26 protein-coding genes and 25 tRNA genes are annotated in these 25892 nt (G+C 42.0%); 9 read left to right on the forward strand and 42 right to left on the reverse strand.

Translation table 11 applies throughout. The features are described 5' to 3' along the window. Positions 1-350 precede the first annotated feature (350 nt). Complete coding sequence (locus PI95_RS27065) at positions 351-623, forward strand: GlsB/YeaQ/YmgE family stress response membrane protein (RefSeq protein WP_039747483.1); 273 nt, start codon at positions 351-353, stop codon at positions 621-623. 389 nt (positions 624-1012) lie between these two features. Here PI95_RS27065 and PI95_RS27070 read toward each other — a convergent pair whose 3' ends face one another. Further along, positions 1013-1195, reverse strand: coding sequence for a CsbD family protein (locus tag PI95_RS27070; protein WP_039747482.1), 183 nt, complete (start codon positions 1193-1195; stop codon positions 1013-1015). 186 nt (positions 1196-1381) lie between these two features. On the opposite strand from PI95_RS27070, the gene PI95_RS27075 reads away from it, so the two are divergent. Then, positions 1382-2263: a TIGR02587 family membrane protein gene (locus PI95_RS27075; RefSeq protein ID WP_163519233.1), complete on the forward strand. Its 882-nt coding sequence runs from the start codon at positions 1382-1384 to the stop codon at positions 2261-2263. Further along, positions 2260-2658 carry a TIGR02588 family protein gene (locus PI95_RS27080; protein ID WP_039747480.1) on the forward strand — a complete coding sequence of 133 codons (399 nt, stop codon included), beginning with the start codon at positions 2260-2262 and terminating at the stop codon, positions 2656-2658. Before PI95_RS27075 ends, PI95_RS27080 begins: the two co-directional genes overlap by 4 nt. Before the next feature lie 206 nt (positions 2659-2864). On the opposite strand, the gene PI95_RS27085 is transcribed toward PI95_RS27080, so the two are convergent. The 31 genes from PI95_RS27085 to PI95_RS27235 form a co-directional block, all read right to left on the reverse strand. Then, the gene (locus PI95_RS27085) at positions 2865-3407 is read right to left on the reverse strand and encodes a Dps family protein (RefSeq protein ID WP_039747479.1); all 543 of its coding nucleotides are present in this window, start codon (positions 3405-3407) and stop codon (positions 2865-2867) included. A 332-nt stretch (positions 3408-3739) separates the two neighbouring features. Further along, entirely contained in the window at positions 3740-4102 is a 363-nt protein-coding gene (locus PI95_RS27090) for a hypothetical protein (RefSeq protein WP_039747478.1), read from the reverse strand. 619 nt (positions 4103-4721) lie between these two features. Beyond that, a tRNA-Lys gene (locus PI95_RS27095) sits at positions 4722-4793 on the reverse strand. A gap of 5 nt (positions 4794-4798) precedes the next feature. Further along, positions 4799-4872, reverse strand: a tRNA-Lys gene (locus PI95_RS27100). A 275-nt stretch (positions 4873-5147) separates the two neighbouring features. After that, positions 5148-5220, reverse strand: a tRNA-Arg gene (locus PI95_RS27105). 169 nt (positions 5221-5389) lie between these two features. Then, positions 5390-5463, reverse strand: a tRNA-His gene (locus PI95_RS27110). 6 nt (positions 5464-5469) lie between these two features. Beyond that, positions 5470-5543, reverse strand: a tRNA-Ala gene (locus PI95_RS27115). 10 nt (positions 5544-5553) lie between these two features. Continuing rightward, a tRNA-OTHER gene (locus PI95_RS27120) sits at positions 5554-5629 on the reverse strand. Positions 5630-5634: 5 nt separating this feature from the next. Continuing rightward, positions 5635-5706 (reverse strand) — tRNA-Gly (locus PI95_RS27125). Positions 5707-5970: 264 nt separating this feature from the next. Then, positions 5971-6606 (reverse strand): hypothetical protein, encoded by a 636-nt coding sequence (locus PI95_RS27130; RefSeq protein WP_039747477.1) that lies wholly within the window; start codon positions 6604-6606, stop codon positions 5971-5973. Positions 6607-6665: 59 nt separating this feature from the next. Then, a tRNA-Thr gene (locus tag PI95_RS27135) sits at positions 6666-6742 on the reverse strand. A 19-nt stretch (positions 6743-6761) separates the two neighbouring features. Beyond that, positions 6762-6837: transfer RNA gene (locus PI95_RS27140), tRNA-Met, on the reverse strand. An 11-nt stretch (positions 6838-6848) separates the two neighbouring features. Continuing rightward, positions 6849-6922 (reverse strand) — tRNA-Leu (locus PI95_RS27145). 3 nt (positions 6923-6925) lie between these two features. Next, positions 6926-6999, reverse strand: a tRNA-Pro gene (locus PI95_RS27150). Between the two features lie 4 nt (positions 7000-7003). Further along, positions 7004-7077: transfer RNA gene (locus tag PI95_RS27155), tRNA-Leu, on the reverse strand. Positions 7078-7105: 28 nt separating this feature from the next. Then, positions 7106-7179, reverse strand: a tRNA-Gln gene (locus PI95_RS27160). A 27-nt stretch (positions 7180-7206) separates the two neighbouring features. Continuing rightward, a complete protein-coding gene (locus PI95_RS27165) occupies positions 7207-7971 on the reverse strand; it encodes an HNH endonuclease signature motif containing protein (protein ID WP_039747476.1) in 765 nt (254 codons plus the stop codon). 205 nt (positions 7972-8176) lie between these two features. Further along, positions 8177-8251 (reverse strand) — tRNA-Asn (locus PI95_RS27170). Between the two features lie 6 nt (positions 8252-8257). After that, positions 8258-8331: transfer RNA gene (locus tag PI95_RS27175), tRNA-Phe, on the reverse strand. An 84-nt stretch (positions 8332-8415) separates the two neighbouring features. Next, positions 8416-8489 (reverse strand) — tRNA-Arg (locus PI95_RS27180). Positions 8490-8493: 4 nt separating this feature from the next. Further along, positions 8494-8580: transfer RNA gene (locus PI95_RS27185), tRNA-Ser, on the reverse strand. 4 nt (positions 8581-8584) lie between these two features. Continuing rightward, positions 8585-8665 (reverse strand) — tRNA-Tyr (locus PI95_RS27190). A gap of 9 nt (positions 8666-8674) precedes the next feature. Further along, positions 8675-8747, reverse strand: a tRNA-Glu gene (locus PI95_RS27195). A 513-nt stretch (positions 8748-9260) separates the two neighbouring features. After that, a tRNA-Trp gene (locus PI95_RS27200) sits at positions 9261-9331 on the reverse strand. Positions 9332-9336: 5 nt separating this feature from the next. Next, positions 9337-9407 (reverse strand) — tRNA-Met (locus tag PI95_RS27205). Between the two features lie 6 nt (positions 9408-9413). Continuing rightward, positions 9414-9486, reverse strand: a tRNA-Cys gene (locus PI95_RS27210). Positions 9487-9492: 6 nt separating this feature from the next. After that, positions 9493-9566: transfer RNA gene (locus PI95_RS27215), tRNA-Glu, on the reverse strand. Positions 9567-9570: 4 nt separating this feature from the next. Next, positions 9571-9644: transfer RNA gene (locus tag PI95_RS27220), tRNA-Asp, on the reverse strand. Positions 9645-10374: 730 nt separating this feature from the next. Beyond that, a complete protein-coding gene (locus PI95_RS27225) occupies positions 10375-10779 on the reverse strand; it encodes an alr0857 family protein (RefSeq protein WP_039747474.1) in 405 nt (134 codons plus the stop codon). Between the two features lie 16 nt (positions 10780-10795). Continuing rightward, entirely contained in the window at positions 10796-11314 is a 519-nt protein-coding gene (locus PI95_RS27230) for an HNH endonuclease (RefSeq protein ID WP_039747473.1), read from the reverse strand. Between the two features lie 81 nt (positions 11315-11395). Further along, positions 11396-11632 carry a hypothetical protein gene (locus PI95_RS27235; protein WP_201280627.1) on the reverse strand — a complete coding sequence of 79 codons (237 nt, stop codon included), beginning with the start codon at positions 11630-11632 and terminating at the stop codon, positions 11396-11398. Between the two features lie 83 nt (positions 11633-11715). On the opposite strand from PI95_RS27235, the gene PI95_RS27240 reads away from it, so the two are divergent. From PI95_RS27240 to PI95_RS27255, 4 genes are all read left to right on the forward strand, one after another. Next, complete coding sequence (locus tag PI95_RS27240) at positions 11716-12051, forward strand: ribbon-helix-helix domain-containing protein (protein ID WP_039747472.1); 336 nt, start codon at positions 11716-11718, stop codon at positions 12049-12051. A 945-nt stretch (positions 12052-12996) separates the two neighbouring features. Further along, positions 12997-14970 (forward strand): GAF domain-containing sensor histidine kinase, encoded by a 1974-nt coding sequence (locus tag PI95_RS27245; RefSeq protein ID WP_039747620.1) that lies wholly within the window; start codon positions 12997-12999, stop codon positions 14968-14970. A 16-nt stretch (positions 14971-14986) separates the two neighbouring features. Then, entirely contained in the window at positions 14987-15556 is a 570-nt protein-coding gene (locus PI95_RS27250; RefSeq protein WP_039747471.1) for an SRPBCC family protein, read from the forward strand. A 272-nt stretch (positions 15557-15828) separates the two neighbouring features. Beyond that, positions 15829-16074 carry a hypothetical protein gene (locus tag PI95_RS27255; RefSeq protein WP_163519235.1) on the forward strand — a complete coding sequence of 82 codons (246 nt, stop codon included), beginning with the start codon at positions 15829-15831 and terminating at the stop codon, positions 16072-16074. Positions 16075-16093: 19 nt separating this feature from the next. On the opposite strand, the gene PI95_RS27260 is transcribed toward PI95_RS27255, so the two are convergent. The 3 genes from PI95_RS27260 to PI95_RS27270 form a co-directional block, all read right to left on the reverse strand. Further along, on the reverse strand, positions 16094-16303 hold the full coding sequence (locus PI95_RS27260) for a hypothetical protein (RefSeq protein WP_039747470.1): 210 nt from the start codon (positions 16301-16303) through the stop codon (positions 16094-16096). Between the two features lie 133 nt (positions 16304-16436). After that, positions 16437-16509: transfer RNA gene (locus PI95_RS27265), tRNA-Glu, on the reverse strand. 199 nt (positions 16510-16708) lie between these two features. Further along, positions 16709-16879, reverse strand: a complete 171-nt coding sequence (locus tag PI95_RS27270; RefSeq protein WP_163519236.1) for a hypothetical protein — start codon at positions 16877-16879, stop codon at positions 16709-16711. Between the two features lie 123 nt (positions 16880-17002). Between PI95_RS27270 and PI95_RS27275 the strand changes: the two genes are divergently transcribed. Continuing rightward, entirely contained in the window at positions 17003-18922 is a 1920-nt protein-coding gene (locus PI95_RS27275; RefSeq protein ID WP_039747469.1) for a cation:proton antiporter, read from the forward strand. A gap of 68 nt (positions 18923-18990) precedes the next feature. Here PI95_RS27275 and PI95_RS27280 read toward each other — a convergent pair whose 3' ends face one another. Both PI95_RS27280 and PI95_RS27285 read right to left on the reverse strand, forming a co-directional pair. Further along, complete coding sequence (locus PI95_RS27280) at positions 18991-19638, reverse strand: cytochrome b N-terminal domain-containing protein (protein WP_039747468.1); 648 nt, start codon at positions 19636-19638, stop codon at positions 18991-18993. Positions 19639-19748: 110 nt separating this feature from the next. After that, positions 19749-20444 (reverse strand): esterase/lipase family protein, encoded by a 696-nt coding sequence (locus PI95_RS27285; RefSeq protein ID WP_039747467.1) that lies wholly within the window; start codon positions 20442-20444, stop codon positions 19749-19751. A gap of 651 nt (positions 20445-21095) precedes the next feature. Here PI95_RS27285 and PI95_RS27290 point away from each other — a divergent pair. Beyond that, a complete protein-coding gene (locus tag PI95_RS27290; RefSeq protein ID WP_039747466.1) occupies positions 21096-22829 on the forward strand; it encodes a hypothetical protein in 1734 nt (577 codons plus the stop codon). A gap of 181 nt (positions 22830-23010) precedes the next feature. Here PI95_RS27290 and petJ read toward each other — a convergent pair whose 3' ends face one another. From petJ to PI95_RS36245, 5 genes are all read right to left on the reverse strand, one after another. After that, on the reverse strand, positions 23011-23352 hold the full coding sequence (gene petJ / locus PI95_RS27295; RefSeq protein WP_039747465.1) for a cytochrome c6 PetJ: 342 nt from the start codon (positions 23350-23352) through the stop codon (positions 23011-23013). A gap of 371 nt (positions 23353-23723) precedes the next feature. Next, positions 23724-24143, reverse strand: coding sequence for a plastocyanin (gene petE, locus PI95_RS27300; protein WP_039747464.1), 420 nt, complete (start codon positions 24141-24143; stop codon positions 23724-23726). Between the two features lie 159 nt (positions 24144-24302). Further along, positions 24303-24803 carry a photosystem II cytochrome PsbV2 gene (gene psbV2 / locus PI95_RS27305; RefSeq protein ID WP_039747463.1) on the reverse strand — a complete coding sequence of 167 codons (501 nt, stop codon included), beginning with the start codon at positions 24801-24803 and terminating at the stop codon, positions 24303-24305. A gap of 221 nt (positions 24804-25024) precedes the next feature. Then, on the reverse strand, positions 25025-25516 hold the full coding sequence (psbV, locus tag PI95_RS27310; RefSeq protein ID WP_039747462.1) for a photosystem II cytochrome c-550: 492 nt from the start codon (positions 25514-25516) through the stop codon (positions 25025-25027). Positions 25517-25708: 192 nt separating this feature from the next. Next, a partial coding sequence (locus PI95_RS36245) for a hypothetical protein (RefSeq protein WP_236117210.1) occupies positions 25709-25892 on the reverse strand: 184 nt, incomplete at its 5' end.

Below are 25892 nucleotides of genomic sequence, written 5' to 3' on the forward strand. Positions count from 1 at the left end.
CCGACATTACCGGACAGCCTTGTATTAAAGATCCTCAAAACTCCACGACTATTTCAGCTATATGGCTGTCCGGTTTTGTCTGATTTTTTGGAACCCAAACAGTAGATCATGCTACATTTTCCCATTTGGCAATAGTTTTTGCTGTGAATACTAGGGCAATGTATCAGGCAGGTTACGAGTTTTACTGTTCTGATAATAATGTTTGGTTAGTAGATAATGTACCATCTGAGTATCTACAAAACATCAAAACACTTTAGTTTTCTTAACATTTATTAGTTATCTCTTACGATAGAAGAATAAGTTCATAACTAATTGATAAAGTAATAGCAAGATTCTTGATGGACTAGAAAATGAACATTATTGCTTGGATTATTCTCGGTCTTATAGCCGGAGCGATCGCTAAAGCTATTTACCCAGGTCGTCAAGGCGGTGGTATTCTCACAACAATGATTTTAGGTATAATTGGCGCTTTTGTTGGGGGAACCATAGTTACCATCTTAGAGACAGGAAAACTACAATTTGCTGCCGCTAGTCTCAGTATTCCTGGTCTAATTGTTGCTGTGATTGGTGCTATGATTGCTATTTTCCTTTGGGGATTAATTGCTGGACGTACCAGTGTCTAGTTGAATGGCAATAAGAATTGTAGTTAGAGCCAATTTATTAGGAACTAACTCATTACTATTTCAAGTATATAAAAATACTCCACTTGCTTAACGCCAGTGGAGTATTTAGTTATATATCCGGGTAAATATTAATAGCGCTAACTTTCCAGCCTATGAATGCGTGATTTTGCATTATACGTCAAAAATTGAACATATTGTACAGATGTAAGGCGCGGAACGTCTCTACGCTACGATTCATTCCACGGTTATGCAATGCCCGTGATTTACATTACTTGAATATTTAAATTCTCAAATGCGAGAAAATTGTAGATACACCCTAATCTTTATTTGAAAAAAGCCAACTACTCTTTAGGTATATGCAGCCTAATATCTAATCTGGATAACCCTGATTATTGTAAAGATTTTTTAAATTCATCTTTTATGTTTTCAGCGGTGTGAATAACTTGAGCCTCAGCTTGCTTTACTTTGCCCTCAGCCTTGTCTTCTGGATTGCCAGTCAATTCACCAAAAGCTTCTTGAACCTTACCTTCAATATTTTTAGCAGTTGCCTTGATTCTATTTTCAGCACTCATATTTTTCACCTCTTTTAATTATTATTTTGTAACCTAATAATCTACCTTATCAATATATGATTTATTTGATAACTGGACTTGAGATAGATTTTTTATAAAAACACCGCCTTTTATGGATAAATGCAAGTAAGAAATGTCATAAAATTCTGATTTCAGCAAATAAAAATATTTAAGGAAAGTCTAGACGTGGCAATTAAGCGGAAAAATATATGGACAAGTGAATTTAATAACATAATTAGGGGTGCGTGTGGAGGATTTTTGTTTGGCATTCCCTTGCTTTACACGATGGAAGTTTGGTGGATTGGTTCGCTAGCAAAACCAAGAATGATGATGGTAGCGATCGCACTGACATTTATTGTGGTTTTCTGGCTCAATCAAACTGAAGGCTTTCGCAAACGCAGACATACAGCACAAGCTTATGACGCAGCATTTGATACTATAGAAGCGATGGCGATCGGCATAGTTTGTTCTGCTTTTGTGCTGTTATTATTGCGAGAAATTACACCAGAAACCGCCCTCAAAGAAGCTGTAGGTAAAATCATTTTTGAAAGTGTACCATTTTCATTAGGGGTAGCATTAGCGAACCATTTTTTAGGTGATAGCCGTAACGCCAATACACAACAAAATGGTGAGGCAAACAAAGCCGACAAGCAGAAAAACCCAGATGAGTTACAAGCGACTCTTGCCGATATTAGTGCAACCCTGATTGGTGCAACCGTAATTGCTTTTAATATCGCTCCAACAGATGAAATTCCCATGTTAGCAGCGGCAGTTTCACCATTCTGGCTTTTATCAATTATTGCTGCATCTTTGCTGATTTCTTATGGAATCGTATTTGAAGCGGGTTTTTCAGATCAACAAAAGCGCAGACAGCAACAAGGAATTTTCCAACGCCCGTTAGGTGAAACTATTATGTCTTATTTAGTGTCGCTGGTAGCAGGTGCTTTTATGTTGTGGTTCTTTCAAAAGTTGACATTTAGCGATCCTTGGACAATGTGGTTAGATCATGCTTTGCTGCTTGGTTTACCTGCAACAATTGGCGGTGCAGCTGGAAGGTTAGCGATATGAATCAAACAGAACAACGACCAAAGCGATCGCTTGCTGAATGGGTTACATTTAGCATCGCAACATTAATCCTCACAGTAATTGTCGGTCTGGTATGTTACACCTGGGTGAACGATAAGCATGAACCCCCCATTGTTTCTGTAACTAACAAAGAGAAAATTCGCGAGGTAAATGGACAATTCTATGTCCCCTTTGAAATCATTAATAACGGTGGAGAAACAGCCGAATCAGTGCAAATTATCGCTGAATTAAAAATTAACAATGAAGTTGCAGAAACCGGAGAACAACAGATTGATTTTTTATCCAGTAATGAAAAAGAAGAAGGAGCTTTTGTATTTAGCACTGACCCTCGCAAAGGTCAGTTAACTCTGCGAGTTGCCAGCTATAAATCACCCTAGCATTAAATACGAACGCAACGAAAGCACCTCTTGTACAGACGTTCCAATGGAACGTCTCTACCGAATATGCTTCACTAATTTTGATGCACCTTATATCTTGCTTTTGTATTAATAAAACTGAGAATGCAGATGCGGGAATATTTTCTCTTCCACGCATCTGCCATCTTCTAATCAGACATTATCGATTACGCTATATCTACTTGCGCTTACACACCTACAGGTGTTTTGATTCCACCAGATGCTTGCTGATTACCATCTGATTGCAGTGATTCCCCTTCGATAAACGAGCGCAGCATCCAAGCCATTTCTTCATGAGCTTCCATCAATCCAGTTAAGAAGTCAGCAGTTCCCTCATCATGGAACTTTTCGCTAGACTGATCTACATGGTCGCGTAAATTGCGAATGACCTGCTCATGGTCGTTTACCAAATGAGCCACCATCTCAGTTGCTAAGGGGATGTTATTGGGTTGCTCTTTGAGTGAAGCAACCTTCAGAAATCCTTCCATAGTCCCAATAGGATAACCACCCAAAGCACGAACCCGTTCAGCTACTGAATCGATACTTTCAGTTAATGCTGTGTATTGTTCTTCCCAAAGCTGGTGCAAACTACGGAACTGAGGTCCGACGACATCCCAGTGAAACTTCTTCGTTTTCACTAAGAGTAAATAGGCATCTGCCAAATCTTGATTCAACAGGTTGATTACACCTTGACGCTGTTCTTCTGTCAAACCAATGTTTAACTTACGCATAATTTTCAATCTCTAGGCTAACTCTCTTTCTAGGTTCACCAATTTACCCCCAAGCAACATCAACCTAAGGAAGTATTATCAAAGCCAAATAGATTCTCAAAGGAATAATTATATATTTGTAAATAATTTAACACTTGGTAAATACTGATAATTATTTCTTTAACAATAATTATCTCTCATTACTTAAAGTAACTTAATACACAAACTAAATTTTCCGAGAGCAAATAATAATAGACACCTTGACTACACTCAGCAATCAAGATGTCTACAATGGAAAACACCAAAACCTACTTTCAGCAAAGATGTTCAGATTGTGAAGGATCTAAGCCTACTTAGTCTTTACCTTTCACCTTATCCAGAAATTTATTAATTTTATCTTCCACAGTTGTAGCATTTTGTGAATTCTCAGGACGATTCATTTTATTAACGTCAGCTTTTCCCTGAATCTCGTTAAGTCCTCCGCCGCTTGTATTTTTTTGATACACATCGAGTCCGGGAGGCTCTTGTGTAGATAATTCATCAGTTTTGCGCTGAATTTGATTTAGCTGATCTGTAGCTTCTGTTGGGTCGCTTTTAGTAGTACCGATCGCCAAAGCCGGAAAAGCGTTAGTTAAAAGTAGTAAGGCACAGGTAAAAGCAACAACTAGAAAGCGCACGGGACGTACTAGAGACGAAACAAAACCAATTATTTTCATTTTAAATCCTCGATAACAGCACTAAAGCAGAACTTTTAATATTATAGAGAAGCCTGTACCTATAGCTTATCAATTTGAGCAATCAAATTATCAAGCTGTACTTCTATCTTTACGTTCTTGCTCTACAAACCTTGTGAAGAGAGGGGCTGTATGTTCCGCATCGGCTAAGTAAGGGGAAACAAGCAAATCAACCGTGACTTTTTTATAAAAGTATTGCGGGTCACATAATAGATTCTTCTTTCAAGGTTCGCTTATTTTTTTATACTTCTAGAACCCTAACACTTGAATCGACCCCTAGACTGAAATTATATTTGTTTATATTCCTAACAGAATCACTCTCTAGATAGATAAACTTAATTCTCTTTTGGGCTGTTTACTATAAATGAGATGATATTAAGTTTCATGGATTAATTACTTTATTTATTTATAGTCATAAAGTAATTAATTGTCAACAGTATAACAGATATTTAAGAGATTTAATAAGTGCGATCGCATCTTTATCATTTTTCGTTTAGAGACAGATAATTTAATTGTAACCATCAGAAAAATTTTAGTTAAAGTATTTTCTCTAATCTAGAATTTAATACCAAAAATCAAATTAAATTCTATTAATTAAAAATGGGTGGTATAGGAGTCGAACCTATTTGATGCTGGTTAAAAGCCAGCTGCACAGCCGTTATGCCAACCACCCATAAATGGGGATAGTAGGATTTGAACCTACGACCTTGAGATTAAGAGTCACCTGCTCTAACCAACTGAGCTATATCCCCATAACAAACGGAAGATGCAGGAATCGAACCTCTACAGCACAAGCTGTACTCTGGTATTCCAAATTAGTTGCCGTACACACAGCAGCACCTTCCAAAATCATTAGACATCTCCGAAAAACAATCATGCGTTGCCCGAAGTTGTTTGTAGGGACAATTCATGAATTGTCCCTACGACGCAGGACACGACGTTTGTCTATTTAGCCCCTTGCCCAGGAGTTGAACCTGGCTACTCGTCTTTAGGAGAGACAAATCTGCATCCGGCAGACAAGGGATAACGGGATCGGAGGGACTTGAACCCCCAATAATTCGGGTAGAAGCCGAAAGCCTTATCCATTAGACGACGATCCCAAATCCACCTGGGAGATACTGCCCCTCCTAACTCTGTGTTATCAGCACAGCGCCTCGCTTCTCGGCTTCAGGTGGATAAAGGAAGATGGAGGAATCGAACCCCTACAGTTGCCTGTACCCTGGTTTTCGCTTTGCAGTTGCCGACCATTCAGCGGCATCTTCCTTAAGGGGTGTCTGACGGGACTCGAACCCGCTATAACTAGTTCCACAAACTAGCGCCGCGACCACTTTGGCTTCAGACACCATCAGTGGAATCAAGGAGAATCGAACTCCTAACCTCCTGCTTGCAAGGCAGGCGCTCTAGCCAATTGAGCTATGACCCCATAAAATTAATAGTCCTGACAAGAATCGAACTTGCAACCACTTGCTCTTCAGTATGCAAATACTTTACTGTTGGAGCTACAGGACTATTAAAGCGGACAACGGGACTCGAACCCGTATCGCGAGTTTGGAAGACTCAGATGCTAACCATTGCACCATATCCGCATTGTTGAAAAAGCTTTAAAATGCTGACCACTCAGCCAGGTGGAAACCTCAAGGCTTTATGGAACCTAAAACCGTCATCCTGGATTTCATCGAACTTTAAAGTCTAAAGTTCGAACTTTAACAAGTTAAACTTTGAGCGTTAAGGTTTAAGCGATGAGCGTTAACCTTTGAGCTTTAAAGTTGGGAATGTAACGGCTTATTAGTCCGTTGCTTCTATAGCAATCCATAAATTCAGAGATTTTCGAGTGACCAGCAAACATTATTCTAATCTGGGATTTCTACAGTTGTCGTGGCGTTGCTGATAGAAAGTACGCGATCGCATGTCGATTTGAACTCTTCAATAAATATCGTTCGTCTTTCAATTTCCTTAGAGATATTAGTCGGATCTAACAATTCCACACCTTCTCTTGCCATAAAGCTATCAACCAAAGACTGATATTGGTCAGAATTTACAGCTTCATTCTTTCCCAGAACTTCTAAAGCGAGTTTATCCAGTCTTTCTTTAATTTTCGCCTGCGCTTTCTCGTATTGATTGCGAGTTTGAGTGTAAGCTGACTGCATGGTATCGAGAATTGCCTCGTAATAGTCGATGAAATTTTTCATTTCAATCGCTTCTGCAACTGTCATCTCCTCTCCTGCAACTGTCACGCGAGTAGAAGCATTAGAAACTACGATCGCTCTTTTAATCGCTCGTCTTCTGTCAAGCAATGCTTGAACTCTTTGCACAAGAGCCTTAGCATTGACTTCGTATTCCTCTCTAGATTTAAAGCCAGTAGGAACTTTGCCAACTTCGACAACAGTTATTAAAGTACCATTTTCTAAAGCCGCTCTCGTAGATTCGATGCGCTTTTGCAGCAGCGTCAATTCTGCCAAAGCATCAGTAACAGTTATTACAGCCATATTACACTCCTCAATCGACTATACAAATTTGGCATAGCCGCACGCAAGTGGCGAGATTCTGGGGCTGGTGACAGGAATTGAACCTGCAACCTACCGCTTACAAGGCGGTTGCTCTGCCAAATTGAGCTACACCAGCACACTTTTTTTGCTTGAGTTGGTGGCGGGGGCAGGAATTGCACCTACTGATGTTCAGGTTATGAGCCTGACGAGCCACTGTTGCTCCATCCCCGCAATATCACCAATACCCCTGACTGGACTTGAACCAGTATCCTCTTCGTTCTAAGCGAAGCACCTCTTCCAATTGGGCTACAGGGGCATATCGGGATGGCAGGATTTGAACCTGCGACCTTCGGCTCCCAAAGCCGCCGCGCTACCAAGTTGCGCCACATCCCGTTCATGCTCCTGACTGGATTTGAACCAGTACTACGCAGGGCTTAAACCTGCTGCCTCTTCCAATTGGGCTACAGGAGCATAATTTAGCTGCTTTATGAAAGCAGAACTGGGGAGATAGGGCTTGAACCTATATTGTTCCGCTGTCAAAGAGCGGTGCCATACCAGTTAGGCGACTCCCCAATAAAAATTTCTCAACTTTAGCTTTTATTAGACATAGATACTTTGAGAATGATTTTGTTTAGTCCAATACCCTCGGGGTGGTTTTTGAATTCCATAAGCTTTACACCATTTTTCTACAGCTTTATCACTTACATTAAAATCTTTTGCAATTAAAGTCGTAGGCTTTGACCAAATTAATGTCTCTAATTCTTTTTTAGAAGGTCGTTCAACCTTTCTATTTTTAAAATTAAATCGTATGGAGGCGCATTTTCTACACAATCCCAATGTCGAAAACTTAGTTATTGTTACATAGCATTGCGAACAGGAATACCTGTCAATTTTGGAATAACTTCTTCGTCTACCAGCAAAAGTTTCTGTTTGGCTATGACAGTTAGGGCAAAGCAAACGTAAATTTTCCAGCCTGTTGTCGTTTCCAATACCGTTGATATGGTCTAATTGTAAACATAGAGGTTTGCCATTCCATTCTGATGAAATACCACATTCATAACATTTTTTCTCCAGCAATGATTCTTCAATTAACCTACGCTTAAGTCCTAATCTGTTATAAGAAGAACCTACAATTAAAATCTTTTCTAATGGAATTTTTCCCCGTTCAGAATATCTGCTAAATCCAACCGTATTGTCTCCTCTAGGCGGAACAATACCATGTTTTTCACACCAATGATAGAAGTGTTTGTAGTTGCCTCCAGCCGCCCGAAGTCCTAAATATTGAAGACATTCCTTTACAGAGGAACAACGTTTCACAGCTTCCTCTATCTTAGATTTGTTTGAAAGTATGCTTCGGCGTGCCATGACTTAACCTTAAGAAACTGAATTTTTATGGCAATTAAAGTAAACTTAACATATATTGCTAATTCGACTCAAGAAAATGCTTGCCGGGACAGGATTTGTAGCTTGCTTCCCGTTCGCGGAGCGTCCCGAAGGGAAGGGTATCTGTAATCTCATCGAGAGAGAGCGATGCGACTTTACCAATTTGTCCACCCGGCAATGAGATAAATGGCTGCCCCAGTAGGACTCGAACCTACAACCTCGCGGTTAACAGCCGCTCGCTCTACCATTGAGCTATGGGGCAACGAAGCCCCCCAGGTCGGAATCGAACCGACGACCTTCTATTCTTCAGACAGACGCTACTACCAACTGAGCTACCGGGGGATATAGAAGGAGAGATAAGTTTTATCTAGTGGACTGGTTTAATTCAACACTAATCAGCCACTACTTCATCTCTCCCATGTAAGGCGATCGCGGAAGGAATCGAACCTTCACTCTTGAGTTTCGTAGACTCAGATGTTATCCAGTTACACCACGCGATCAAAACGGAGAAGACAGGATTTGAACCTGCGACGGTCGTTAAACCGCTCTCCCTTAGCAGAGGAGTGCTTTCAGCCACTCAGCCACTTCTCCTCAGTGGGTCGGGCAGGAATTGAACCTGCAACCAATAAAGGACGCTTTTACAGAGCGCTGCCCGCACCAATAGGCGAGCCGACCCAAAGAATCACAGTGCCGACGGGACTCGAACCCGCAATCCCCAGATTGAAAGCCTGGTGGCTTAACCATTTGCCCACGGCACCATATTTAACGAATTCTGCGAAATTCAAGAGTCCGACGGGAGCGGTGGGGTGCATCACGCCGGGGAATTGTGAGATACATCCTTTATGGATGTCCGAACAATTTCCACGCATTGTTCAAAATTGCACTGATCTACGTGGTATACTATTCATGGTCGTTGACCCGCCCAACTGTCTCGGAACAGATAACCCAAAGTAGCGGTAGGACGCTTGTGACTCCAAAGAGCAGAGCTTGGGGAAAGAACACGGTCACTGGCAGGCTATTGCCATAAGATGAACACCAAACTGTGTTGTACAAGAAAGATATACACCTGCGGGAGGCGGGTGTCTGCCTGTGGACGCGGAGTAAGACCAAATCATACACGGGTATGGAGAGGCATCGGCGGATGAAGCGGGAAGCCTAAAAGACGAATAAAACCGTCCTTGTGCTAGCTAGATTTGGGGAAGCCCCATCTTCAACCGAAGGCAAGATAGGGTACTTCACATATCTACTTTGTACAAGTTTAAAAAGTAGAACGCAGGGACTAGGATTTGAACCCAGAACAACGCTTTTGGAGAGCGCGGTGTTGCCGTTACACCATCCCTGCATGAGTAGCAGCGGCGGGATTTGCACCCGCATCAGCCAAGGTATGAGCTTGGGGCTTTGCATTAAGCTACACTGCGACACAAAGGCTGAGGTGAGAATCGAACTCACGATATCGGTTTTGCAGACCGACGCTTTCAACCACTTGGCTACTCAGCCATTTGCAAGTCCCGACGGGATTTGCACCCGCAATCTTCAGCATGAGAAACTGACGGCTTAAACTATTCGCCTACAGGACTATCACGGGAGTAACGAGACTTGAACTCGTAGCCTTTCGCTCGACAGGCGACTGCTCTAACCAGTTGAGCTATACCCCCATATTTGAAATCTGTGCCTAAACTTTAGGCTTTTAGGCACAAATTTTTAGTGAATTTGCCCATTTCATATTTAGTTTTCAAGGTTCAGAAAAATTACTTTCAACTGTTAGCAAAACAACCGACGTTCTAAGTAATAAACCTGTTGTGTATTACGCATGTATTCCGTGGTTTTGTTTTTTGCATGAGAACTTTTGTGATTTCTTCCTTCTACTTCAGATAATTTGCAAGAAGGAGGAGCTTTATTTGCTGGGGACTGTGGTTTATCCTGTGCTTGCACTACTTGTATGTAGAACATAGTTTTTAATCCTTGGTTCGTTTGTCTTTTTCTTCACTACATATATACTACATAAGCACTACAAAGGATGTCAAGGGGTTTGGGAAAGTTTTTTTGAAATTGTCTAAAACTGCTTCTGTGCTTAGGTTTTAACTCAATAACTTGTTTGTTCGATCAAACTACAACTTGTGCTAATCGTGAATTTCTGGAAATTTAACTTAATAGACAATCATCTCAAACGACAAAACATATTTAGTGCGATCGCACTGATTTGACTGCAAACCAACTTTGTAACTGTCTGTAGTATTGCTGTCGGCACTTTTTTATACTTGAAAAAAATAAAAAGGCAAACAAATCAGCAACGCCGATTTTAAAAGCAAGGCTAACGATTTGTAACACCTTTACTACAAATGAAGTTATAAAAGGTGAGCATTTCTACTCACCTCAAAAGTCATTTCATTCGCTCACGACGGAGGCGCTTTTTTGCGCTTCTTGCCAGAGTTTGTGTACAAAGAACTCAGTGCGATTGCTCATCGCTGTGACAAACACACCCTCAGCATCCTCAGAACCATTTGATATCCAAGAACCCCGCAGAGTAACTTCTAAATACTCGGCATCACAAACTGACAACGCCATGATTTCTTTGTCATCGCCTTTTATCTCAGCTTTTAACACCTCAGCTTTTAGCGCTTCTACTCCTGGTAAATTAACAGGAAGCAAAAAGGAAGCGGTACTCGGTTCTACGCAAAGACATTGCCCAACTCGCAGTGCCAAAATCACTCGCCCTTGCACCCATTGCTCCAAAGACTGAGTTAGACACTCTAAGTAAAAGCTTTTTTCAGTGTAAGTTAATTTCAACATTCCTTATGCTCTCCTGTTATTCCAGGTTTGCTTGTTCCGAACGCCAGAACTGTTCGGCGAAAGATATAGCCGGATGAACTGGTGCTTTTGGCTTGGTACGCAGTTGCATACCAGTTTCAAACAGAGTGCGATCGCCTTTACGGGAGTTACATTTTTCACAAGCTGTGACTACGTTATCCCAACTATGCAAACCGCCTTTAGATCGCGGAATCACATGATCCAGCGTTAGATGTTTGCTGCTACCGCAATATTGGCAACTATGATGATCTCGTCGCAACACTTCCCGTCGATTTACTGGCGGAACTTTCCACACGCGCTCACTAGAAGCGATTTTCAAGCGAATGTGTTTTGGTACATAAAGTACCAAGCTGGGTGAGTGGACTTGCCATCCGTTTTCGGCGATAAAGTCGAGCGGTTCGGCTTTATTTGTTACTAACAGCACGATCGCCCGCTTGATATTTACCCGACACAGTGGCAAGTAGTTTTGCGAAAAAACCACCACGGATTGCTCTAACACTTGCATTGCGCTCGTCACAGCTTGACTCCTTATTAAAAAACCCCCGCTTCTTTTTTTTGTGAAGCGGGGGTTGGAAATTGACCGGAAAGTGTTCTGGTCTTATATCGGTACAGCATCTTGGTATCTGTACCTCCCGCTTGCTTGGTTTGGTTTTAGTGCTATATTCAGCCCACTAATTCTCTGATATCTAAAATCATGATTACCCTCTGTGATTTGCCCGTGATTATGGACTTCGTCACCCATAAATAAATACTCCACTCCCGCAGCGGCTGATTCCCAACTGAATCGGCAGTTGGCAGCACGCGAAGAAGTAGAGTTGGGGTAAACGGATTTCACAGAAAATTTCACCTATTGAACATTCCTTTAAACATACTACACTTGTATTACTATCCTGTCCATACCTATAAGGAGAAAAAGTGATGCATACGATCGCTCGCACGCCAACCACCGACATGGAAGTTACCAGCATCCGTCTGGAGCGCGAACTAAAAGATAAACTCAAAGAATTAGCCGGCAGCCAGGGATATCAGGCATTGATCCGAGATATACTCTGGAATTATGTCCAGCAAAAATCAGGTGAGTGGAAACCCCGATTTTCGCGATCTGATATTCGAGCCAGCATAGCCGCAACAGCTCAACAAGAAGAACGCTGCGTACTCACAGGTCAATTAATTCAACCCCAACAACCAATGTTGTTAGGACTGACGAGGAATGGCGATATGGTTCCTCTTTGTGTCGAAAGCTTGGTTGGATAACTCTCGTTTCAAGTAAATACAGCCCAGTTACTCACGTCTGTTTGCTGGTAACTGGGCTATACTATAATTAATTTTTATTAATAAAATAAATAAATTTCATAAAATCCAAATATTTGTGACCAATTTGGTTAGGACTTACGCACTCATGTCGTCGTCAAAGCTTGAATTTACGTAGGGGCAATTCATGAATTGCCCCTAGAAGACTTTAGTGGGTGCGCTCATTCCTATTGCTAACAAAAAAATGGTGAGTCCACTCTCAGGTTGCCTGTACCAAAGCCTGCCGCATGCGCGGGTTAAGAGCGCCATCGCGGACTTTTTGTTCTATTCGTAGTGGCAAGGAGCGCGTTGGGGGAGACTTAACAGATGGCAACCACCACCACTATCGGTAAATGATTGTCCCCAAGAAAATTTTGAAGAGCAAAACTTTACAACTTCTTTACTATCTGCCTAAGTAACCCGTAAAAACTATGCCTCAGTTTTCCTTGAATCAGATTCTACTTTTAATTTTAAAAAAGAATAGTCGCGCAGTTAGATAAACATAAGTTGAAATAAATATTACAAAGCGCGAGAAAACGCCTCAGTGTTAACCCGGAAGAGATTTACGTAGTTTCTGCCTAAATTCTAGAGAAATTACTGTTTATGTATACTTACAGACAGGATATTCTAAATCAAAGTTAGTAAATTAACTCAATACATAAAAGGCAGAAATTAACTGGTTTCCGAGTTTTACTCTATAATTGGTATTTCTGAAAGTAAGTATACATTTATTTAATATACCAGTGATTTGGTCATCTGAAATAGAAAGGGGCTATAACAGGTGAGAGAAAGTTTCGACCTTTGAAGATAAGCGAATCATCAGGTGCAGAAGAAACGACTTTGAGTAAAAGAAATGCCAGGAGGTTGGGTAAAAAGAGGATGGGGTCATTATCAAACAGTGTGCCAGGAATGAAAAAAACTTTATCATCGCCACTACTGCGCCAAGATGAAGTAGATCGACAACAATACCCAGTCAAGCTGATGCAGCATCAGGAAGAACCATCACACCAGTTGACACGTCATATTCATCAAATCATCGCCAAGAGCTTGGCTCCAGCAACGATGCTGCAAGAGATTGCCCAACTGCTAGGAACCGTGTTCCAAGTTGATTCTTGCTGCTTAGTTCCAGTAACAAGTGAAAAATTTGATCGGGCAATTACTGCTAATTGGTGTGCGTCGGAGTATTTAGGCTTGCCGCATCCAGATGAGATATTCTCAACCGAACAGGTGGAATGTGCTTGTGAACCAACGATTGAGGACATTTCGACTATTAAAAATAGTCTGGAAACAGGATATCAACATTTACCGTTACCGATTAAAGCGGTTTTGGCAATTCCCACACGCTTTGGGGGCAAAAATAACGGGGTGATAAGTCTAATACAGTTTCATCCCTATGATTGGAGTGAGTCAGAAAAACAACTGCTAAAAGCGGTAGAATCGTCTTGCGCGATCGCTTTTTCCCAAGTCGCACAAGCAGAGGTAATTGCTTCTCAAGAAAAATATATAGCTAAGAGCGCCCAGCATCAAAGCTTGATCACGCAATTGACAATACTCAGTCGCAGCAACCTGGAGTTAAATCAAATGCTTCAGTTAGCGATCGCCTCGACAGCAGAGTGTCTTCAAGCAGATCGCGGTATGCTCATACTGCTAAAATATACTGATCCGCTATTTAGGACTCAACCTAAAAAACAAATTCCCAAAGCAAAAGCAACTGTTGTTGCTGAATGGTCTAGAGACCAAAGTCAAAGCACCACTCAACTAGAAACTTTGGATAAGTCTTTCTCTGTTTCTGAGTGTGGTTTATGCCAGCGCGTCTTCACATCAGGAAAAGCAGTAATTATAAATGAAAATATAGACCAAAACAGTATTTCAATTGCTGGGGTGTTTGCTTTGGATATATTGCCTGCGGTGGTATTAGTACCATTAGAAAATCAAGGCAAAGTCATAGGATTTTTAGTGCTTCAGCAAGCAGTGCCTCGCAATTGGGACTTTGCAGAATTAAATATCATGGAAATGATTTGCGCTCAAATGAGCAATGCCATAATTCAATCACAGACACTGCGCCAAGTACAGATGTTGGTAGACGAGCGCACGGCAAAACTACAAAGTAGTCTAGAATTGCAGGCAAAACTGCACGAAAGAACTCGGCAATATGTTGAGCAGCTGCGGGAACTTAACGAACTCAAAGATGAATTTTTGAGCAACATGAGCGATCGCTTGCGTTACCCCCTGACGAATATGCTGATGTCAATCCGCAATTTACGTCTACCAGGAATAGCACCAGAGCGTCAAGCTAAGTATGTGGATATCTTAGAAAGCGAGTGTACTAAAGAAATCAACTTGATTAATGACTTGTTGACGCTTCAAAAGTTAGACTCTCATCAAGAACGCCCACAATATGAAAACATCGATTTAAATACAAAAATTCAAGATGTAGCAACATCTTTTGAGCAAAAACTCGCTCTTAAGGGATTAAGTATTAAGATGAATCTACCTACAGAATCACTAACTCTACAAACTGAAGTAGAAAGTTTTAACCGCATTCTGCAAGAGTTGTTTACGAATGCGAGTAAATACTCAGAACGCGATTCTGTGGTTCAATTGCAAGTCTATCATCAAGTTGAAGAACAAATCGATCAAGTTATTATTAAAATAACTAACACCGGACTTGGTATCTCTGACGAAGATGCGACTTACATATTTGACAGATTCCGTCGCGGTAGAGGAGGACGATGGACTCCTGGTACTGGTTTGGGGCTTGCTTTAGTCAAGTCTTTAGTGCAACATTTGAATGGAGCGATCGCTGTTGAGAGTACTCCAATTGAGAACTCTAACTTGAGCAGAATTTGCTTCACCCTAACTCTGCCCCAATTTTCTGAATAAAGCAAACCATTTAAAAGTGACTGAGCAACACAATACAACAGAGGACTTTGATTTGAATGCTAGTGACGACACCAACCTAGAAGAGAATTTGACAACCGATGTGGAAGTCGAAATTGAGAAAATAGCAGAGCGAAAGCGACAAATCACTGCTAAAATCCAAATTCCCCAATCAGTTGAACACGTTTGGAAAGTCCTGACAGATTACGAGGCTTTAGCTGAATTTATTCCTAACCTTGCCAAAAGTCGTCGATTAGCGCATCCTACCGGCGGTATTCGGCTAGAGCAAGTAGGCTCTCAGCGCTTATTAAATTTTAACTTTTGTGCGCGTGTAGTTCTCGATTTGGAAGAATGCTTTCTCAAAGCAATTAATTTCCAAATGGTAGAGGGAGATTTTAAAGACTACTCTGGTAGCTGGTATTTAGAACCTTACTGCGTTGGTGAAAATGTGGGAACTAATCTTTGCTACACAGTCAATATTTGGCCTAAACTTGTTATGCCAGTCACAGTGATTGAGCGTCGGTTAAAAAATGACCTACAGTTAAATCTGCTAGCGATTCGTCAGCGTGTAGAGGAGTTAGCTACTTAGTTGCTAACACGAAGGCTGGGGAAGATATCCAATTCTTTCTATCTGATAAACTTTTCTATTTTTTATACATTATAGCTTACGCAATTAGCGCATAATTTCACATTCGTAGTAAGCACGGAGAGTGCTTACTAGGAAATAGATACCTTTCCAGCTTGACGGCTCCAAAGAACTTGACAGTTTCTTTAAATTAAATGCCGAATATTGACGGATGACTGAAACCGGAAGTATCGCGCAAATTGGATTGAGTAGCTTTAACTCAATCTTAATTTATCATGGAACCAATACAGCAACCACTACCCGATTTAAAATCGCTGAAATGGACTGGCAAGAAAATACCACAATCAAGCCAAATATCGATTGACCCTACCAAATTTAAGCAGCTACTAGGTTTAGTTTACGGTGACAGTGCGATCGCCCTTCGTTTACTTGACCAACAGCAAAAACTACACCCAGGTAAAACAAGCTGTTGGTATCTGGAGAAAACGATCCAGGATGTCAAGCGGGATCGGCACTGCTGAAGAAAGTAAAAAGCGATGTCTACGACAAGCCATAAAGCTTGGTGCAGTCGCTCATGGGGAGCCAGCGCGGTGGTGTTCGCGTAGCGTCTTTGTCAGGAGAAGCAGCGCGGTCTTCTCCCAAGGGGAGACGCCAAGGGCGAAGGGGAGCCACCTTTGTGCGCGGGTTCCCCGCCTTGAGGAGAGTGTCGTGGTTTCCACGCCACTTGCTGTAGCCTGTGGTAACAAACATGACCGCGTTGCTTTACCGGGTTGCGTCTACGCATTTCTCAAATAGTACGTCAAGCGCGATCGCCTTTAACAAAGCCTCAAAAGACAAAGCATTTGATAACTTTTGACTTAGTATTTATTGCTTATACCAAAAATACCCCCAGGGGAATTCGAATCCCCGTTACCTCCGTGAAAGGGAGGTGTCCTAGGCCTCTAGACGATGGGGGCATCACTTGCCAGACTTTTATTAAAATAACGAATTTTCGTGATGATGTCAACACCCTTTTGCGAAAAAATTCTCTACTCACCCAGCAATGCCTTCACTAACAGATTTTTCGGGTAAAGTAATTCTTCTGTGCATACAGCTTTTGGTGCGGTTGTCGGGTCATGCGATCGCCACCAATTATAATAATAAATCGTACTTTTATCAGTTATGATTTGGTTTTAATTCTTTTGTCATTTCCAAAAACTTAGTCATCATGGGTTTATCACAAGCTGAATGCTCCCGTATATTCGCCTTTTTCACTTCTAGACGCACACTGGCAGAAAAAGCGATCGCCACTTTTTCATGAATAATTAATAAAGAGCGTATAAACAAATACCATTAATGAAACCATTGGAGAATTTAGCAAGTCACAATGGGTATGGTATTGCGCCCGATAAAGTTAAGATTAACTATTCTTTACAAAGATTTTGAAATATATCACTCAAAATCTACAACATGGAAGCATCATTTGAAATCACCCAACAGATGGTGATTGCCGTCTTTGCAGGCATTACCGCTCAAGTGCTGGCTGCATATCTTAAGCTACCCAGCATCGTTTTGTTATTGGTGTTTGGCATTCTCCTTGGTTCGGATGCGATTGGGCTATTGCACCCTCATTTACTGGGCACAGGATTGGAAGTTATTGTCGCCCTAGCAACGGCAATAATTTTGTTTGAAGGTGGACTCAACTTAGATTTGCGCGAATTGGGCAAAGTTTCCGTTAGTCTGCAATTGCTCGTCACTCTGGGAACGCTCATCACTTTGCTTGGTGGTAGCATGGCAGCTCACTGGTTGGGTGAATTTCCCTGGAATATTGCCTTTCTCTACGCTTCGATAATCGTAGTCACAGGACCAACGGTCGTCGGTCCGTTGCTCAAACAAATCAATGTAGATCGACAAGTCGCAACACTGCTGGAAGGGGAAGGGGTTTTAATTGATCCGGTGGGAGCTATCCTCGCGTTCGTTGTTCTGGATACAATTTTGAACAGCAATGCTGACCCTATCGATGCCATTATCGGTTTGCTGTTGCGTCTGGGGGTCGGTGCAGCGATTGGTGCTGCCGGCGGTTATTTGATGAGTTTGATTTTCAAACGTGCCGATGTTCTCTCATTAGAACTAAAAAATTTGGTGGTGCTAGCGGTGCTGTGGAGTCTGTTTACTTTAGCGCAGATGATCCGCAGTGAGTCGGGAGTAATGACAACCGTAATCGCCGGCGCAGTTTTTGCCAACTCCTCGGTGCCAGAAGAACGTTTGTTACGCCGCTTTAAAGGTCAATTGACGATTCTTAGCGTCTCGGTGCTGTTCATTTTGCTAGCGGCTGATTTGTCTATTGCCAGTGTACTGGCGTTGGGTTGGGGCAGTTTATTTACAGTTTTGGTACTGATGTTCATCGTTCGCCCGATTAACATTCTCTGTTGTACCTGGAATAGTGACCTCAACTGGCGGCAAAAATTGTTTTTAAGTTGGGTTGCACCTAGAGGTATTGTTTCTGCTTCAGTGGCTTCTTTATTTGCGATCGCACTCACACAACGCGGTGTTAACGGTGGTGAAGCGATTAAAGCTTTAGTCTTCTTGACAATTCTGATGACAGTATTCTGTCAGGGGCTAACAGCAGGTATGATCGCCAAATGGTTACAAATCACCTCTAAAGAAGCAACTGGGTTGGTAGTTGTTGGCTGTAATCCCCTAAGTCTTTTGATTGCCCGATTTTTTCAAGAACGGGGAGAAGCGGTGGTCATGATTGATACTGACCCCGAATGTTTTGCACAAGCGGAAGCACAAAACCTGCGGTTGATTGCTAGCAGTGCGCTAGATACAGCAGTTTTGGAAGAAGCGGGACTGGCTTCGATGGGAACTTTTTTAGCTATGACTAACAATGGTGAGGTAAATTTTGTTTTAGCTCAACGTGCAGCGGAAGAGTTTAACCCCCCGCGTGTCTTAGCTGTTTTTCCTCGCGACCCGCAAGCATCCACATCCGCAGAGAATAAAGTTGACCAGGCTTTTGTCCAGGACTTAGGAATTAAGACTTGGAATGAGTATCTCAATAGTGGACGAGTGAAGTTAGGGACAACTACCCTTGATGAAGAGGAATTTTCCAGCCAACAAAATCGCATTCAAGAAAAAATTCGTACTGGCGATTTGATACCGTTGTTGGTAGAACGAGAAAATCGCCTACAGATAATCCCAGCTGCTATTGATTGGCAAGCAGGCGATCGCATTATATATCTATTGCATGACCCCAGATCCAATCTTTTAAAACGCTTATCCGGTGCTAGTCAATCCACCCCCCTATCTCTAGAAAAGTTACCAGAAGTCGAACAAGTCCCTGTAGCAAAGTTAGCTGAACTTTCCGTTAGTGATTCCCCCAGTGCTTGAAGAAGAGGAGGGGAGGGGGGGACAAGGGAGGCAGGGGAAGAGGAATTTTACCAATGCCCAATGCCCAATTACCCATTACCAATGACTGGTTGCTGTGGTAAATTACCTAATTCAGAGTTCAGCATTTCTTGATGTGTTTGTTTTTCTTGCCACAATACACCAGCTAAATGCACCACAGCAAGAAGTATCGCAGCAATGGAAACTATGTAACTGTGTATGGCGTAAAGATGCTCAATAGTTACGGTGCTGATGGCTCCACCGCCTGTCAGAATATCTCGTAATTGATGCCCTATGAAAGGAATTGCTTCAATTGTTTGTAGTTCGATGCTAAAACGCCAGTATCCTAGTTGATCCCAGTCTAGGATCATTGCTGTCCAATCTAAGCCGATCGCACTCAAGGTAAACAAAATTCCGCTAATCCAAGCAGTCAACCAACTCTTGCGAAATTGTCTGCTTAAAAACATCACCACAATTTGAATCAAGGCAACAATAATTACTGCGTTACCTGCAATATTATGCGCTTTATGAAATAACCAGCCGTAAGTTACTTGCGCGTCAATCATTTTCAATGACTCATAAGCGCCGCCAGCTGCTGGTTGATAATAAAAAGAGAGTAAAATTCCCGTAGTCGCGCTAATCAAGGTCAGAGTAAGAATTGCGACCGATAAATACGTCGATATTCGCCGCCCAATTATATCAAACCGGGTGCTTTGCATAGCTTTCGCCTCTTTCCTTCGCTTTATATGTATTTTTATTACAGTTTAACTAAGAATTATTAACACTTGATAACTCTTGAGGCGTAGATGTAAATATTATTTAAGCTAAATTAAGCTAAATATTGCATCCAAGCTTTTAATGGTTCTGGAGAGCCATACCAAATTCCTCGACTTCTGGGGGAATGGTTGACACCTGAAATCACAATATTTTCGGCTCCTTCTAGATGAGCGGCTTCAATCGGCGTGATACCATCACCCCAAGTATTACCTTTGCCACAAGTTAATTGGTAGCTACTGTAAGCTAACCAGCTACCTCTTCGTCTTACCCCAAAGATAGTTTTGCCGGCTACACAAACATAACGAACGTTTTTGTAAAATGCTCCTGGGTAGTTATTTTTGACAAAATCCAGATTCCAGCGCGTCCAACGTTCTTGGCTAATATGAGGTGTGCCTAAGGTAACAAGAGTATTAATTAAAGGGTGAGCGCAATAAATAGACGGTTGCACCTCACCACGTCCTAAGTAAGGCTTTTCTCCCAAGTAAATCCGGGATATCCAACCTCCGGCTGAATGACCAATTAAGTTAATTTGAGAAGCGTTATATTGTTGCAATATCTGCTTTACGGTGCGATCGAGTTGCTGCAAAATAGGCGTTACAGGTCTGCCGCCGAGAGTCGGTATCCAGTCGCGCCGTCGCAGCGGTACTGTGAGGGTGGGAAAACCTGACTGTTGCAAAGATTGTTCGAGTTGACGGTAAGCGATCGCACTTTCTAAATATCCTGGCAAAATAACTGTCGGTAATGGCATTTGATAATTTAGATAAAAGTAAGGATTTTTTGACAAAACCCAAATATCTTACTTATACGTAAGTGCTTGAGTAAATTAATACTATTTATCGCCGAAATTTGGGAATCAGCCGGAATTATTTACCATCGAAGAATTGCTTTGACTGCAAACGTTGTCAGTAGTAAAGAAGTGCTATTTATTCATGCAGGGTAAACCAGGAATGACATAATAGCTATTTGAAAAAACTGTTTAAGAGTTTGAATAAAAGTAAGGAAGAGTGTATAATAGCTGAGAGTTATTATTGTAGCTACGTTGTAGACTGAAAAATAGTTGAGTAGTGAAAAAGCGAATTGACTAGTACTAATAGTATATGTTAGCCCAAAGCGATCGCCAAAACTCAGAGTCACACTATTTTTTAGCTTGAATTGTCGCTGGTGATAAAAAATCAATAATAAAAACTAATAAATTTCCACGGAAGAGTCAAAAAACGCAACTTTCAGCATATTTTAGCGTCGATGCAAAGGATAACCAAAAGCGCAAAAAAGGGAAATATTTCTGTTTTTAGTTTTTGCAGAGAAAGTTATTATTTGTAGTGGAACGCATCTGTATGCAGTATCTGTAAAGAGAAAATTACTTTTTTAACGCAACTGAGCCGAGTGAACGAGAATAGCTATGTCTTACGTCTCCCTGCTGAAAAACATACCAGATATATTAAGCCAGCCTGCTGGAATTGCGGCAATAGCCTCTGTGGGCATTCATGGTGCGATCGCTTTTATTTTGCCCTTGATGCCTGTAGACTCTAGCAAATCTACCACACAAGTCTCATCAAACAAACCCGTCGGACTCGTTCAATTAAGCCAAGCCGATCAAAACCGTCTGCCACAAATTCCCGGCACATCTCAGGTTGCCCTAAAGCCGCAAGTTCCCTTACCGAACTTTGCCACCCAGCCAACTCAATTAGCACCTTTGCCCCCAACTTTGTCTAGCTCTAGCCAGGTGATATTGCCCCCCATCCCGAAAACAGCTAATAATTATCCCATCGCCTCTGTACCTAAAGGTCAGTCGTTGCGGATAATTCCTCAGACAAAGGCAAATTTTCAAATCGACACCTCTGGCTTTAATGCAAGCAAAAGAACCGCGCAATCATTTCCGCGTTTTGACAACAATGACATCAAAATTGCCAGTTCTTCTCAACCGCTGTCAGTAGGCAGGTTGCCACAAGTACAAGCGGATAATAAAATCCCTGAGGGAATACCTAACACCCCTCCAGTAGTAAGTTCTTCTGATGTGCCGACTACACTGCCTTCTACACCAATACCATCAGGACAACCGATAGAAACAAGCAGCACTCCACAAACGATGCCGGTGGAAAATGATGTACCGAACACTGCTACTCCAAATCAAGATTTAATAACTCCTGTGGGAGAAACTCCAAAAGCTGGAGATAATTTAACCTTAGCAGCGGCAAACCTACCGCAATGGCAGCAGTCAAGCGTAAGCTTACCTGAGTTGCCATTAACTACTCAGAAAGACTATACGGTATCAGCAGCTACACGAGAGTTAACTAACAAAACTACTACCTTGGCAGAACAGTTTGTTAAAGTCAAACAGCAATACCCCAATATAGAAACGAAACAACCGATTTCCTTAGCGATTGATAAAGCAGGGTTGGATCGTCGAGTTGAGGTAGGTTTGGTAGTTAATCCAGATGGCAAAAACGTTGAATCTCTAGAATTTTTGGATAACTCAGTTTCATCTGAAAGCAGAACAGCTATTAGAGAATATTTGCGGGACTATTTCCAAAAGAATCCGGCTCAGGCTAATGGCAAGCCCAAGTATTACACATTTAGTGTGTCGCCTAATTTGTCGCCCAAAAATGATGCCGGTAATAGTTCTCAAACGACTCCACTTTTGCCCGCATCCCCAGTAAATCAAACATCATCAAAAGTACCCCAAGCAACTGAAAAACCACTTTCGGGATTAAGAATTACCAGCAAACAGCCTTTGACTATACCCCAAGCACCCGAAAAACCATTACCAGAATTGCCAGTCGGGGGTAAACAGTCTTTGCTGCTACCGCAAGTCAACAAACCACAATCATCAGCACAAGTCAGAAAAAATCAGACTTTGCCTGTATTGGAACCGAATCGACAGCAGTTGTCAGAGGTGCAAGCTAGCGTCCAACCTTCACCTATAGCGCAAGTCAATAAACAACAATTATTAGGAGCGCGAATTAGGAATAGTCAACCTTTGCCCACCAGCACACCTGAAGCAACTGCGAAACCATCATTTGCTCCCGAAATCAGCAGCAATCAGACTTCCCCCACTGCTAAACCGAGTCAAAAACTCTTACAGCAGTTGCGCGAATTGAGGGAACAAAGAGAAACCTCTAATCAAGAAAAATAAAAGGGCAGCAGGAGTTAGGAGTTAGGAGTTAGGAGTTAGGAGTTAGGAGTTAGAAGTCAAGAAAACTTTGATTTCTTCTGGCTTCTGGCTTCAGACTCCTAAGTACTTATTTATAAAATTTGGTGATTTGAGATTAGGGATTGGGGGATTAGGAATAACCTCCCAGTCCTTATTCTGTAATCTACCAGCCAAGTTCTGCTTGTTGGGAAACGTAAGCGGCTACTTCCATAATCTCTTGAGGAGTTAACTTATCCTTAAAAGCAGGCATCGCATTTTTACCATTTTGAACTTGGTGAGTAATTGCGGCAATAGAGTCAACATCATAATTTTCCAGGTACTTTGACAAAGCTTCCTTTTTTAAAGTTTTCTGCTCGATAAGAATGTTACCACCACCGATGTGACAAGAGGCGCAGTTAGCATTGAAGATTTTGGCACCGTTAGATGTATCGACAGCTAATGCTGGATAAATGAATGTAAATTCCAGAGCGATCGCTAATAGCAAAATTAATAAAAATATTCTCAAGTAATTCTCCTTGCAAACAGGGAAAGGTGCAACTTAAAAAACCGTTTTTTGCATAACCTACAGGCTATAAGCCTGTGTCTATACGAACAAAGCCCGCCTTGGCGGGCTAGAATATCATAGCCCGCCAAGGCGGGCGAGCGTTTGTATAACGATACCCTAGAAGGGTGTTGACTTAACAATACTATATATAATTGACGGTTCCGAAGCTTATCCCCGATTAGCGCTACGTAGCGTTTAGCATCCCAGATGAGGATAGGACTCGGAACCGTTTGATATGCATCGTCTTAGTCTGACAAAATGTAGCTAAAGGATACATAATGAGAACTTTGCCCAGGAGCAAGAAGAATCATCTTGCGCCCACAGCATTATTCTTAGCCTTCAACAGTGAGTTTACCAATCATGCCTGCGCCACGGTGAGGTTCGCAGTAGAATGTGTAATCACCAGCAGGAGCGTCTGCGGGGATGGTGGTTGTTAGCTTTTGACCAGGACTCATCAGCAGTTGCTTGTGAGATAGTCCTTTGGCTAGATCGGCGCTTTTAGCAGGATTTTTGGCTTTATCAAAGACAACATTATGGGGAGGCATCTTGTTGTTCACCCATTCAATTGTGTCACCTGGTTTAACAGTCAACTTTTTCGGTTCAAACGCCAGCATTCCTTTATCACTGCCTAGTTTAACCGTGTAGGTTTCAGCCGCAGCGCTGGGAGCGAAAACAGCAAAGCTGCTCACTACTAAACAAATTGTTAAAACAGCTAAACCCAAACGCCGCAAACTAGCTGCAATCAATTTCATGACTCTCTCCTAAACATTCACTTTTATCTTGCCTCTCTCATTTTAGATACAAATGAACGTTAAATATGACAATCTGTCATAGATGAAATTTTTTTTTCAATTTTGAGCAATAGTACTGGTGTAAAAGCCGAATGATGCCCCCCAAATCTAGATATAGATTTAGTTGCTAAAAACTTCCGTACCCCAACCAGGAGCTTTTTTTGCGGCTGTCAAAACGAAAGCAGCTAAATTTTCTACCTGCTGTTGTGATAGCACGCTAGGAGCTAGCTGACGACACCAATAAGTTTCTTCACTACCGTCGTAGGTCATCGGTTGTCGCATAAAGGCAACCAGACCGTTAATATTATCACGCGGCGGAGTAGCTTGTTTAAGCTTTGTCAGAGACAGAGACACTTCCGGGTCTGGTAAAGTTGCCCCACCAACGTGGCAATTTATACAATTACTTGCAAACAGTTGTTTGCCATCTGATAGTTGTTGTGGTGAAAACTCTTTTGTATTGCCTTGCCCATCTAAGTCAACGGTAATTTGCTCAGTGATATGCAAATAACGGGCTATGTAAGGGTCAATATTAGCAGCTTGGGCGGGTAAACTACGGCTGAAATTCATCAGTAGAATTACTAGAAGCAGTGATATATAGCGAACTAATAACCAAGAAAGCATTCTTCTGCCTAAGACTGTAGTGTTAGCGTTCTCATTACTAAGTCTAGGGATTAGGGATGAGGAATTAATAAGAAATATGAAGTAAGAAAAATTTCCGCCTTCATCTTTTAATATTCCCCAGTCCCTCAACCCTAGACTTAACAACTTATTGTTAAAGCGATCGCGGTTTTTTCAGACGTCGATCGCCCAAAACCGATAACGAGCGCAGGAGCGTGAAGAGTTTAGTAATAGATTTTACCACCACCCCACTGCTGACCAACAACTTTAGGTTGCAGGAGAATGTGACCGGCGATCGCCTTTAAATCGTCGTCAGTCAAATTTCTCATTTCTGTGAAAATATCTGCACTCTTGATGCTGGGGTGTATTTCCGAAATCTCCTCCTCACCGTCGTAAGTGGTGGGATTTTTCATGTAGTCTACCAAACCTTCAATGTTATTACGGTTTGGTGTAGCTAATGCTAAATCTTCCGGTGTAAGTCCCACGTTTTGGTTAGTCTTGGTAACACCACCCGCGTGACATTGGGCACAAGCGTAGTTAAATAAACGTTTGCCTTCTTTAACTTCTTTAAGGCTGAGGACAGTGGTATCACCGCTCTCATTTAATGGTACCGTCCGCGTTTGTGCAGTTAGTTCCAGGGCTGTTGCGCTACCGACAACAAACTGAAACGTCAGTAAAACAGTAGCCAAAATAATGCCAATTAATCTTTTTAACATGTTTCCCCTTAAATGTTTTGACGCTCAACACAGCACTTGACAGCGATACTCAATCTCAAAAATGCTAATCGCCAATAGCTAATTGCTCTTTGCTCTTAGCCACTACCAGTTTGCCCTTATAAAGACAGCACCTTTTCTAAAGCAACGCTCTCCAGGAGTTGCTATCTAACGAATCGCACGATTGAGTTGCTGTTATACCAATATCACGTTCGGAGTCCAATTTGTTCCCCAAAATACTGAGTGGGGATCGGGAGGTGGGGGAGGGGGAGAGGGGGGAGCAGGGGGAGCAGGGGGAGCAGGGGAAGCAGGGGGAGCAGGGGGAGCAGGGGGAGCAGGGGGAGCAGGGGGAGCAGGGGGAGCAGGGGGAGATGGGGAA

It is taken from the genome of Hassallia byssoidea VB512170, from assembly GCF_000817785.2.
Lineage (GTDB): Bacteria > Cyanobacteriota > Cyanobacteriia > Cyanobacteriales > Nostocaceae > Hassallia > Hassallia carrinoi.